This is a genomic window from Winogradskyella pelagia, from assembly GCF_017581965.1.
Taxonomy (GTDB): domain Bacteria; phylum Bacteroidota; class Bacteroidia; order Flavobacteriales; family Flavobacteriaceae; genus Winogradskyella; species Winogradskyella pelagia.
Genome location: NZ_JAGEVF010000001.1, coordinates 368,426 through 381,546 on the forward strand (window position 1 = coordinate 368,426; position 13,121 = coordinate 381,546).

9 protein-coding genes are annotated in these 13,121 nt (G+C 36.4%); 1 reads left to right on the forward strand and 8 read right to left on the reverse strand.

All coding sequences use genetic code 11. The annotated features are described in order from the left end of the window. Positions 1-26: 26 nt before the first annotated feature. From mgtE to J4050_RS01735, 7 genes are all read right to left on the reverse strand, one after another. On the reverse strand, positions 27-1,397 hold the full coding sequence (gene mgtE / locus J4050_RS01705) for a magnesium transporter (protein ID WP_347879098.1): 1,371 nt from the start codon (positions 1,395-1,397) through the stop codon (positions 27-29). A 49-nt stretch (positions 1,398-1,446) separates the two neighbouring features. After that, positions 1,447-2,226, reverse strand: a complete 780-nt coding sequence (gene rsmA, locus J4050_RS01710) for a 16S rRNA (adenine(1518)-N(6)/adenine(1519)-N(6))-dimethyltransferase RsmA (RefSeq protein WP_208152205.1) — start codon at positions 2,224-2,226, stop codon at positions 1,447-1,449. Positions 2,227-2,244: 18 nt separating this feature from the next. Further along, entirely contained in the window at positions 2,245-2,580 is a 336-nt protein-coding gene (locus tag J4050_RS01715) for a DUF4286 family protein (RefSeq protein WP_208152206.1), read from the reverse strand. 13 nt (positions 2,581-2,593) lie between these two features. Then, complete coding sequence (locus J4050_RS01720) at positions 2,594-4,378, reverse strand: tetratricopeptide repeat protein (protein WP_208152207.1); 1,785 nt, start codon at positions 4,376-4,378, stop codon at positions 2,594-2,596. Positions 4,379-4,775: 397 nt separating this feature from the next. Beyond that, positions 4,776-6,047 (reverse strand): serine--tRNA ligase, encoded by a 1,272-nt coding sequence (gene serS / locus J4050_RS01725; protein ID WP_208152208.1) that lies wholly within the window; start codon positions 6,045-6,047, stop codon positions 4,776-4,778. Between the two features lie 88 nt (positions 6,048-6,135). Next, complete coding sequence (locus J4050_RS01730; protein WP_208152209.1) at positions 6,136-7,443, reverse strand: HTTM domain-containing protein; 1,308 nt, start codon at positions 7,441-7,443, stop codon at positions 6,136-6,138. Next, positions 7,436-8,344 (reverse strand): bifunctional riboflavin kinase/FAD synthetase, encoded by a 909-nt coding sequence (locus tag J4050_RS01735; protein ID WP_208152210.1) that lies wholly within the window; start codon positions 8,342-8,344, stop codon positions 7,436-7,438. The genes J4050_RS01730 and J4050_RS01735 overlap by 8 nt, the downstream gene beginning before the upstream one ends. Before the next feature lie 100 nt (positions 8,345-8,444). On the opposite strand from J4050_RS01735, the gene J4050_RS01740 reads away from it, so the two are divergent. Further along, entirely contained in the window at positions 8,445-12,410 is a 3,966-nt protein-coding gene (locus J4050_RS01740) for a reprolysin-like metallopeptidase (protein ID WP_208152211.1), read from the forward strand. Positions 12,411-12,454: 44 nt separating this feature from the next. On the opposite strand, the gene pth is transcribed toward J4050_RS01740, so the two are convergent. Then, positions 12,455-13,087 (reverse strand): aminoacyl-tRNA hydrolase, encoded by a 633-nt coding sequence (gene pth, locus J4050_RS01745; protein ID WP_208152212.1) that lies wholly within the window; start codon positions 13,085-13,087, stop codon positions 12,455-12,457. Between the last annotated feature and the right edge of the window lie 34 nt (positions 13,088-13,121).

Consider the following 13,121-nt stretch of genomic DNA (forward strand, 5'->3'; position numbering starts at 1 on the left):
AATCAAATTCTGTACAACACAGTAAATTATATGCCAAGTATAAGTTTGGCTATCCAAAAATAAAGCAGTATTCCTAAAATATCATTACTTGTTGTAATGAAAGGACCAGTAGCAATGGCTGGGTCAATACCTTTTTTATCTAAAAATAAGGGGACAAAGGTTCCTATTAGTCCAGCAATAATAATGACAGCAACCAGAGAGACGGAAATGGCAACAGCTTTAAGCATCTCACCATTATAAATCCAAACAAATAAAAATAGAAACACTGCTAAAATAACACCGTTTAAGGCCGCTAGCAGCATCTCCTTAATTAATCTCCCATTGACGCTTCCCTTAACATCATCATTGGCCAGACCTTGCACGATTATTGCGCTCGACTGTACACCGACATTACCGGCCATTGCCGCAATTAATGGTGTGAAAAAGAATAAGACGGCATACTTGTTAAAGGCTTCTTGAAAACCTTCCATAATAATAAACGCACCAATACCTCCTAAAAGTCCTAAAAATAACCATGGTAAACGCGCTTTGGTAAGTTCTAAAATGCTATCGTCTAAATCTACATCTTGGGTAATACCAGCAGCTAATTGATAGTCTTTATCGGCTTCTTCTTTTAGAACATCTACAATATCATCAATAGTAATACGCCCGAGTAAGGTTTGGGAATCATCTACAACAGGAATGGCTTCCAAGTCGTATTTGGCCATAACTCTGGCAACATCTTCAACATCGTCATTTACATGAACCCAATCGACATTGTCTTTTTTAATCTCTGCGATTTTTTGTTCGCTTTTTGCAACGATTAAATCTTTTAAGGACAAACGTCCAATGAGTTGTTCTTGTTTGTTAACTACATATATAGAATGCACTCTTGTTACATCTTTGGCTTGACCTCGAATCCTCCGAAGACAACCAGCAACTGTCCAAGTTTCGTATACCTTAACGAGTTCTTTTGCCATGAGTCCACCAGCGGAATCTTCGTCATAGGCCAGCAGTTCCTGAATTTCGTCTCGATGTTCCTGGTCTTCAATTTGATTAATAACCGCTTGTTGACGGTCTTGAGGAAGCTCTGCAATAATATCAACCGCATCATCAGTATCAAGTTCTTCAACTTCTTCTGCGATTTCTTTTGCAGAAAGATTTTGTAATACCTTTTCCCTTGTATCTTCGTCGAGTTCGGTAAGTATATCTGATGTGGTTTCAGAATCCAATAGTTTTATTAGATAAACTGCGTCATCTAAATCTAGCTCATCGAGAATCTCAGCGATATCAGCATAGTGAAACTCATTTAAAAGTTTTTTAAGCTCCTTGTCGTTTTGTTCATTGACAAAAAGCTCAACTTTTTCTATAAGCTCATTTGTGAGTTGAAATTGTATGCTATCTTGAATCTCTTCCACTACGATATTTAATGCAAAGTTACTATCACAACGTTAAGTCCTGTGAGAACTATTGGTTGGTATCTTTTTCAATTAATGAAGTAAGTTCAATAAATTGGGTAACACTTAACTGTTCTGGACGTTGCCCAAAGATAGTATTTGCTTTTAAATTATCGGAAAGATTGAAAGTTTTTAAACTATTGCGAAGTGTTTTTCGTCGCTGTTGAAAACCGGTTTTTACAACCTTAAAAAACAGTTTTTCATCGCAGGGCAATTTGTAGTTGTCTTTTCGAGTTAACTTTAAAACTCCAGAATCCACTTTTGGCGGAGGGTTAAAAACAGATGGAGGGACAGTAAAAAGGTATTCTGCCCTATAATATGCTTGCGTTAAAACAGATAATATACCGTAAGTTTTAGACCCTTCTTTTGCACAGATTCTTTGCGCCACTTCTTTTTGAAACATTCCTGAAAATTCTGGGACACTCTCTCTAATCTCGAGTGTTTTAAAGACGATTTGAGATGAAATATTATACGGGAAATTACCTATTATGGCGAATGGGAGGTCATTAAAAAGAGACTTAAGATCACACTTTAAAAAATCTGCTTCGTAGATTCTGTTAGCCAAATTGAGAAAATGACCTTTCAGGTATTCTACAGATTCTGAATCGAGTTCTATTACATGGACATTTATGTGTTTTTCTAATAGGTACTTTGTGAGCACACCCATTCCTGGTCCTATTTCTAATACATCTTGATAATCTTGAAGACTTAAAGTATCTGCAATTTTTTTTGCAATATTCTCATCTTTAAGAAAGTGCTGACCTAGATGTTTTTTTGGCTTAACGGACAATATTAATTTCTTTATTGATTAAAAATTTACGATATAATCGTCAACAACTTCCAGCTCAGTCCTAAATGCAAGCATTTTATCTGCAAATTGCTGCAAACCTTCTTGTCTTAAACGTCCTGCGTCTTCTTTGTAATAGGCCTCTAATGCAGCTCTGTTATGAGCTCTATATTGTATAGAATATGTCACCCCTCCTAACTTCTCCTTAACAAGAACTTTAGTGAGTTTTGCTTCTGAAAATTTTCCAGTAGCAAGAACTCGAGGAATATGTGCCTTAATCCAAGACAGCCACTCTTGGTGGATTGACTCATCAATATTTACAGTAACATTATATATTATTTGAGGGTTTTGATGCATTTTGGCTATCAATTTAGTTTATGGCATCACCTCTGAGTTGCCTAAATTTTTTTCTTGCTTCAATGAAGTAAATACTATCTTCAAATTCAAAAATAATCCGCTCATATAAGGTTTTGGCATCTTCTGGTTTTGAGAATTGTGTGTTATACAACTCAGCAAGATGATAGATGGCATCATCCGCAAGGATATCCTCGCTGTAATCTTTAATGATTTCTAAATAATTGGCTTCAGCCTTAGGGTATATTTTGAGCTTTTCATAGAGTTTAGCTTGTCTGTATAGGGCTTGGTCGGTTATACTTTCTCCTTTGTGTTCCTCTAAAATCTTATCTAATAAGCTAATAGCTTGTTCTGTTTTATTTTGAAATGCCAGCAAATCAGCTCTTGCATAATATTTGAGAGCTGTTTGTGTACTGTCTTCATATTTATTATCCGATATCAGTAGTTTTAAATCTAGTGCATCATTAGCTATTAGCTGAGAGGTTGATGACTTTAGAATTTTTAGTTGAGATTCTGCCCAATCAAAATCACCCTTGTAATAACTCGTTTTGGCTACTTTAAAACGAGCTTCTTGTGAGATGGTACTATTCTTTAAATTAACCTGAATTTGAGAATAAAAAATCAAGGCTTCGTTAAAGCGTTCCTGCAGAACCAATATATCACCTAATAAGAGCTTTACTCTGGCCTTTTGATAGTCTGAAATATTTTGGTCGAGTGTTTCTTTTAAAAAGGTGTTTGCTTTTTCTTCTTGATTAAGATAAAATGCTAGAAATTCTCCATAGGCCAATTGCAATGATAGGGTTATGTCTGATTTACCGTAGCGGTAAAAAAGCTGATTGTATTCTGATTTGATGCGGTCTAGGTCTTTGGGCTCTGCATTTTCCGTTTCAATTTGTAATATATACTGGTGGGCTATTAAAAGCGTTGAGGTATCTTGTGTTGTTTCTAAAATGAAATTAAAAATTGCTTTTGCAGTTTCATCTGCATTATCATCGAGAGCAGTGAGGGCCAATTCTATAATACGTTCTAAACTTTCAGGGTTTCTTTTGTAAAGCGCTTTTTCTTGCACAAATGACTTTTGGTACGCCCTCTCTTGGATGTAAAGCCAGCTCAGCATTTCATACCAATAGCTGTTGGGCTCTTCCTGAATCTTCTTTAAGAGCAATCTTCTGAGATAGCGATTGTTATCATTATCTCGGTCTTCTTTAATAAAGTCACTTATTGACCTTTTTATATTATTTAAATAATTTGGACGATAGGCGATATAATCGATATAACTGGCAAACATTTGTTCTATATCTCCTTTTTCACCATAGATTCTTGCCAATTGAATACTGAAGTTTTTATCTGGGGTAAGTGTTTTACCTTTATCGTACACTGCTATAGCCTCATCGAGCAATGAGTGATCTTCAAACTTTCTGGCAATACTGAAAACATAATTTGGATTAACATCTATAAAACCAATAGCTTCATCGTACAATATTTGTGCACGTGCTGTACTATCCATAAGCTGATAATTATACCCTAATTCTACTAAAAGTTCAGGCCTTCTATATTTGGTTAATTTCTCAACCAATAGTTCTTCAGCCTTATCATAGGCCTCTATTTGTTGATAGGTTTTAACTACTTTATAGAGAAAATTAGTAAGATGAGGTTTCTCTTTTAAAAGACCTTGGTAGATAATCAGTGCTTTATCAAACTCCCCTTTTTTAAAGTAACTATCGGCTAGGGCTTCACTATTTTGTCCATGGGCAAAGCTAAGAGAGAATAGGATTAGAGCAAGTAGACGAAGTACTTCCATGCAGTTGTTTTTGTAAATATAACAAATGCCAAATCGAGATATTATAAATGTAATCATAAAAAATGCCTAAACGTACGTTTAGGCATTTTGACCAACAAAATAAATGTGCTATTAATCAGTATTCGTTACAAATATGATTCAGTTATTCTGTTTTGGTTTCTTACTATTTTTAAACTGATAGTTAAAACAAAACCTTGCTTACCATAACAACAAGTGCAAGTAGTAACACAATGCGTTTAATGTCTTTCATTTTCAGTTAAGTTTATTTTGGGACGTTTAACTCGTCGAATATAATAAAAAAACGAAGAAATGCGTAAAAACTCGATAAAAAACATCAAATTTTAACAAATAGGACTGTTTTGGGGTGTAAAGTTGTCTTAAAAAAATAAATTCTTTTTTAAGAAATGCGGTCAAAACCTGTGTACGGAACTAGTACATCAGGTACTTTTATGCCGTTATCGGTTTGATAATTTTCTAAAAGACCTGCAAGAACTCTTGGTAGGGCTAGGGAACTTCCATTTAATGTGTGGCAAAATTCATTCTTACCTTCATTATTTTTAAATCTAAGTTTAAGTCTATTGGCCTGAAAGGTCTCGAAGTTAGAAACGGAAGAAATTTCTAGCCATCGCCTTTGTGCCGTAGAATAAACCTCAAAATCATACGTAAGAGCTGACGTGAAACCCAAATCACCACCACATAATCTAAGAATACGGTAAGGAAGCTTTAATTCATCTAGAATTCCCTTAACATGTTCAACCATTTCATCAAGCGCCTTATAGGAATTCTCAGGATGTTCCACTCTAAGTATTTCTACCTTATCAAATTGATGAAGTCTATTAAGGCCTCTCACATGGGCACCGTAACTACCAGCTTCTCGTCTAAAGCAAGGCGTATAACCAGTTACTTTAATAGGCATGTCACGTTCATTCAATAAGGTATCCCTAAACATATTGGTTGCAGGGACTTCAGCCGTTGGTATGAGATAAAGATTATCTGCAGTGACATGATACATTTGCCCTTCCTTATCAGGTAATTGACCAGTTCCAAATCCAGAGGCTTCATTCACAAGATGTGGGAGTTGGTATTCTGTATAACCAGCAGCTGTATTTTTATCGAGGAAATAAGTGATTAAGGCACGTTGTAATTTGGCGCCTTGACCCTTATATACAGGAAATCCAGATCCTGTAATTTTGTTTCCTAAGTCAAAATCAATAATGTCGTATTTTTTTGCAAGTTCCCAATGAGGAAGCGCAGTTTCAGATAATTTTGGGACGTCTCCCTTTCTAAATATTTCTTCATTATCATCTTCAGTATTCCCCGCAGGAACAATTGTATTTGGTACGTTTGGGATTTTATAGAGCAATTCTGCCAGATCTTGCTTTTTTGTATTGAGGTCATTCTCTAATATTTTGGTAGATTCTTTAAGTTTAGCTGATCGTGTTTTGAGTTGATTAGCTTTTTCAATTTCACCAGATTTATATAGTCCTCCGATGTCTTTAGAAATTTTGTTAGCCTCAGATTTAATGGCATCTAGTTCCGTTTGGATGGCGCGTCGGTCTTCATCTAAAGCTATAGCCATATTTACCATCTCACTAGCGTCGATATTGCGTTTTGCCAATAAAGCTATGGCTTCATCTTTATGGTTTCTTAAATAAGCAACTTGTAGCATCTCTATTATTTTGATTTATGGCTAGATAGATTCGTCAAAGCCCAAACAAAAGTAAAAAGATTTTAAGCAGATAAAAACAAAAACTAAGCTATTTTGAAGGTAAAATCCAACTGTGATGTTTAAAGTGATGCCACTCTTCTGAGGCAAGGTCAATCTTTGGATCTATGAGTTGTTTAGAAGGCTTTCCGTTGACGCTTACAAATACCCTTGCGAATACTTTAACATCTTCACCTTTTAAAGCATATTCATGTTTTAGGTGTTGAGCAAATTGCCATATAAAGTCTGGTTTGGCGGCAACACTATTATATTGTTTTGGAGTTAAATAATCGCTCATATTAATGCGAGTACTGTTATTTGTGGCTTTATCTACGACATTGAAATTTGCTCTGCCTCTTTTGGTACGCAACATCATGCGCCATGCCAAGCGATGTCCTTCTTCTGTCCATAACACATCATCTTTAAAAAAGTAATGCCGAAGTGGCAAAGTTATATGAACTAGCATGTAGACTATAAGAATGATACTAATAAGCTTGTGGTTTTTAGATGGCAAAATGGCCGCTTGGTCATAAAAAGGTTTCTTTTTTAAAAATAAATCTCTAACGGTTTTGGGCTCAAAAAAGAATAGGCAAAACGCTAATGACAGAAAGGGGAATATACCAATATGAAACACCACTGAATTGAAAATATGAAAAAAGATAGAGCCAAAAAACGCAATTTTTCGTGTCGGTTTATATAAAAGTAGTGGTATTATTAACCCATCGAAAAGGATTCCACCATAGGCTATAAAATAGTGCATACCTTTGTTCTGAAGCACTTCACCAATTATAGGAAGCTCGGCTTTTCCTTTCATTAACAATTCAACGACAGTAGTATTTAGCCAATCTGGATATATTTTGGCGAGAGAAGCATAAGTGTACAATATAAATAGTTGAACTACAAATAGCCACCTACACCAATTAGGCATGGAATGCCGTACGAGTTTTGGAGTTAGTCGTGCATCGATTGATGCGTAGCGATTTGCTGGAAGAAACACCATGACAAAGCTTAGTACAAATAACAGGTAGTAATGATTATTGTATGAGGACTTTTGCATGAGATATGTTCCCGTCCACATAAGGGCAAACATCAGCATGCTAAAACGATATTTATAGCCTAGCATTACAAAAAGGCCAAAAAGACCCATAACTAAATAATAGGCATACATCCACTCGCCTGGAAGTGGTTGCAACCATTCAAACCCAATGAAAGAAAATGTAAATTCTGGTTCAACCATTACCCGTTTTACCCAACCAGTAAGAATAGCTCCAATAGACTCTAAAAAACACAGTAGGCCAAAAAAGATTCTAAAAACAATTAAGCTGGAATTGTCAATATGTTTAAAAAGAAATTTAGTCATGGCCCTCTTCGATATATAAATTAGCCGCTTTCATATCTTCTTTTAATTGTAATTTAAGAGCCTCTAAGTTTTCAAATTTACGCTCATCTCTTAAGCGCTTTAGAAATTCAATCTTAAAGGTTTCGCCATATATGTCTTGGTCAAAATCAAAAAAATGGACCTCTACTGATTTAGAAACACCATTTACAGTCGGATTTGTACCAATATTCATCATTCCAAAAAGAACTGTTCCATTATGTTTAGACCTTACAACGTAAACACCATCTTTAGGTATAAGTTTATAGCGTTCTTCTATATAAATATTTGCCGTTGGAAAGTCAATTGTTCTTCCAATTTTATTACCTTTTATAACAGAACCAGTTATAAAAAAGTTGTAGCCGAGATAGGCATTTGCTACATTAACTTCGCCATCTTCTAATGCAGACCTAATCTTTGTAGAGCTTACGGTAACATCTTCTATGTCTTGAGCAGAGATTTCTTCAACTTCAAAATCATATAATTTGGAAAATGCTTTTAAATCTGTAATGTTCGCGCTTCGACCTTTCCCGAAGTGATGGTCATAACCAATAACTACTCGTTTGCTGTTGAGTTCATCAATTAAGACATCTTTGACGTAATCATCTGCACTTAGATTGGCAAATTGTTTTGTAAACTCTTTTACAATGACATGTTTTATACCAAAAGATTTGAGAATTTCAACACGTTCATCTATGGTGTTTAAAAGTTTGATGGATTCATCTCCAAAGAGCACCATTCTAGGATGAGGGAATAGGGTAAGAACCGCAGATTCGTAGTCTTGCGACTCCGCCAACTTCTGCACGCGCTGTAAAATTTTTTGATGTCCGATATGTACACCATCGAAGGTGCCTATGGTGGTAACTTTTAAGGGTTTGTCAGCCAATGCCTTTGATTTAACAGATTATGATAAAAAATATCATAAAAAATTGAGGGGTTAAAAAATATTTTAAATTTGTAAAAATTTAATCTTAATCCCCACACTTATGAAAACAAAGCTACGTTTTGTTTTGTCAATTTCAATGGTTTTAACGCTATTTTCGCTATCTGCTCAACGTGGGTATTGGCAAGAAATAGACAATGCAAATGACAATCTTGGTTTAAATATTTCTTCTTTAAATGAGAAGTTTTATCAGACGTACCAGTTAGATTTAAATCAACTAAAAGCTAATTTGGTTAATGCACCACATCGCAGTTCTAATGTAAGTTCTCAGTCTCGAGTCTTGCTTCCAAACTTAAATGGAGAAACCTTAGATTTCATAGTTTTTGAAGCTCCGGTTTTATCCGAAGAATTATCCTTGGAGTTCCCTGAAATTAGAACTTATATAGGATTTAGTTCTAAAAACCCAGGGATTAGAGCTCGATTTAGTGTTACACCTCAAGGTCTACAGGCCATGGTAACATATCCAGATAGACCTATGGAATTCATTGTGCCTGTTTCCAAGGGAGATACTGCAAATTATGTTTTATATACAAGAGACGCAAGACTAACTAGTACTAAAGACTTTGAATGTTTAACAGAGGCTGAATTTATTCCAATGGACGGATCGGCCTTTGTCAATAGGGATGCAAATGACCAAACGCTGCGTACTTTTAGAATTGCTATTTCTACGACAGGAGAGTACACCAATTTTTGGGATGATGGAAACAATGCAAACGGAAATGCGCAGCAAGATGCCTTAGCGCAAGTAGTCTCTACTTTAAACAGAAATAATGAAGTTTTTGAAGTTGATATGGCCGTTAGCTTTACCTTGGTTAGCGGTACAAGTATAATCTATCCCAATGCAGCATCGGACCCATATACAGGTAGTTTCAATTCTCAGTTGCAAACCACTTTAACAAACAATATTGGAGAAGCAAATTACGATATAGGTCATTTGTTTAATTTCGGAGGCAACAATGGAAACGCTGGATGTATTGGTTGTGTTTGTGTTAATGGCCAAAAAGGTAGTGGTTTTTCATCCCATTCTTTTTTAGATAATGACGGAGGACCTTACATGTCTGATTTTTTTGATATTGATTATGTACCTCATGAAATTGGTCATCAAATGGGTGCAAACCATACATGGTCTTTCTCTAGTGAAGGAACAGGCGTAAATGCAGAACCTGGCAGCGGAACTACCATTATGGGTTATGCAGGTATTACGGGACCAGATGACGTGCAGGATCATTCAGATCCTTATTTTCACTATTACAGTATTTTACAAATCCTCAACAATCTTCAGAATAGAACCTGTTGGGTGGGTACGCCTATTGCAAATAATCCACCAGTTGCTGATGCAGGATTGGATTATACAATTCCTGCAGGAACTGCATTTGTTTTAAAGGGAGCAGCAACAGATCCGGATGGTGGAGACGTGTTAACCTATAACTGGGAGCAAATAGATAATGGTGTGACTACTACGGGAAATTTTGGACCCAATAAAACTACTGGAGCCGTCTGGCGTTCAAGGCCACCGAGCACCTCTCCAGATCGTTTTATGCCATTTGTAGAACGTGTAATTAGTGGACAACTCACCGAAACCAATCCTGTAGAGACTGTAGATAATTCTAGTTGGGAAACAGTATCTAATGTAAGTAGGTCTCTAAATTTTGCTTTAATAGTCAGGGACAGAAGTGAAGCCAATGGTACTGGTCAAACACCTCAAAGTAGCTATGATACCATGACAGTAACGGTAGATGGGTCGTCAGGACCATTCGCCGTGACTTCTCAGACAACAAATGAAACTTGGGATGCTGGATCTAATCAAACTGTAACTTGGGATGTTGCAGGTACTAACGGTGGTGCCGTGAACACCCCCACTGTTAATATTTTACTTTCAATAGATGGAGGATTTACCTATCCGTTTACGTTAGCAACTAATGTTCCTAATGATGGTTCTGCAAATATTACAGTTCCTGTAACTGGATCAGGAGATGTAACAACCGCACGTGTTAAAGTAGAAGGGAACAATAATATTTTCTATGCTATAAATAGTACTAATTTCTCAATTCAAGAAACTGAGTTTGTATTATCTGTGGCTCAAAGTGATATAGACGTATGTTCGCCAGATGATGTTGTATTTAACGTTACTTATAATACATTTTTAGGGTTTGTAGACCCTACAACTTTTAGTGTAACGGGACTTCCGGCTGGAACTTCTGCGGTATTTAATCCGGTTTCCGCAACTGCAGACGGTACAAATGTAACAGTTACTATCTCAGGAATTGGAGGTCTAAGTGTAGGAAACTATCCTATTAGTTTAGTTGGTACTTCAGGGCCAATTACACAAAGCACGCCTGTAGAATTTAATGTGTTTGACACCAATTTAAATGTATTGACCTCTCTGGCTCCGGCAGATGGAGCCACAAGTGTTGACCCGGCCTTGGTCAATTTTTCATGGAATGCTGATACAAACGCAACTGCTTATGAAATTGATATTGCTACGGATATGGCATTTTCAAATATTATAGATAGTGCTGCAGTAAATGACCCGAGTTATTCAGTTTCTAATTTAAATGTTGTGACACAGTATTACTGGCGCGTAAGGGCTGTAAATGATTGTGGTTCTGGACCGTATGCTATTGCAAGCTTTACCACCGCAAATATTTTGTGTAATACATTTACGTATTCTGGTCCGCCAGTGACAATTCCTGATAATACACCAGGAGGGGTCAACGCGGTTATTAATGTAACTAACCCGGTACTTATTACAGATGTAATTGTCACTGTTAATATTACACATTCATGGGTAGAAGATGTTGATTTAAAGTTAATTGCACCTGATGGAACAGAAATAATTCTATCTCAAGGCAATGGTGGTGACGGTGATAATTACACCAATACGGTATTTGATAATGATGCCACTACTCCAATTGGCAATGGTTCAGCGCCATTTACAGGGGTCTTTTTGCCTGAGGGAGATCTCACTCAGTTAAATGGAACAATTTCTGGCGGAATTTGGACTCTAAATGCAGAGGACACCATTTTTATTTTTGATGGTACTATTGATAACTGGTCAATAGAGATTTGTGGAGAACCTCAAACAGATACAGACGGCGACGGAATACCAGATAGTACGGATAACTGTCCGTCCATTGCTAATGTAGATCAATCCGATTTAGATAACGATAATATTGGAGATGTATGTGATGACGATATCGATGGGGACGGCATACTTAATGGTGACGATAATTGTCCCAATACTCCAAACGCCGACCAAGCGGACTCAAATGGAAATGGCATTGGAGATGCTTGCGACATAGAATGTGACACGCTAACGGCGACTGATACACCGATTACCATTACTACTACAGGAGGGGTAACTTACACATCAACTATTGATGTTGGATTTAATTTTGAAATTACAGATGTCAACGTTGGGATTACTATTCCACATACATATACAGCCGATCTGGATATTTTTCTAACAAGTCCGGCAGGTACTGTAGTAGAGTTAAGTACTGATAATGGTGGAAGTGCTGATGATTATATTGATACTATTTTCGACCAAGAAGCTTCTAATCCTATAATTTCTGGTGCTGCACCATTTACAGGGTCTTTTGTTCCCGAAGGTGATTTGTCAGTTTTATATGGAGAGTCTTCTGCAGGTACCTGGACCTTAAGTGTAACGGATGACGCAGGTCAAGACGGTGGCTCAATTGATGATTTCACTTTGGAGCTATGTGTATTAGGGACACTTTCAGTTGTAGAATCTGTTTTAGAGAATGGATTTACTATTTACCCGAATCCAAACACTGGAACATTCACAGTGCAATTAAATACACCTATATCTAATGATTTGAGTATTGAAGTGTATGATATTAATGGCAGACGAATCTATGAGCAGCGCATGGACGTCACTTCTAGTCTTGAGCATGAGGTAATATTGCAGAATGTCGCTTCTGGTATGTATTTGGTTAAGGTTAAAGATGGAACAAACCAAGCGGTTAAAAAGATAATTGTAGACTAATTTTAAAAATGAGAAAAAAAGAGGTGAATTTTTCACCTCTTTTTTTATGTTCCATTATATGAGTTCATGGTGTCCGAAACACCTGAAAGTACGAACGATTTAATAGTTTCTTTTGTTCGTTTTAACCGTTCGGGTAACTTTGAAGATTCTTCATCAGTCCATTCGCTTAAAACATAATCAACCTGTCTCCCTTTGCTAAAACTATCGCTAATCCCAAATCTAAGCCGGTTGTATTTGGTGGTTTGTAATTTTTCTTGGATGTCTTTAAGGCCATTGTGACCGCCATCACTGCCTTTAGTTTTGAGTCTGAGTGTGCCGAAGGGCAGATTAAGGTCATCCGTTACAATTAAGAGGTTCTCTAAAGGAATTTTATCTTTAGTAAGCCAATACTTTACGGCTTTTCCACTAAGATTCATATAGGTACTTGGCTTTAACAGAGTGATGCTTCGGCCCTTAACTTTAACTTTGGCCATATCACCAAGCTTTACGCTCTCAAATTTTACCTCATCATCTTCAATAAAATGGTCTAGAACTTTAAAACCGATATTATGGCGCGTATTTACATATTTTTCACCAATATTTCCTAGTCCAACAATTAAGAACTTTTTCATATCTGGATATTCAGATGGATTGGTTTCTATGTTTTTAGAAAACCATGATTTTAAAAAAGTAAACATCTATTAGGTTTACTGTAAAAATAAAAAAGCATCC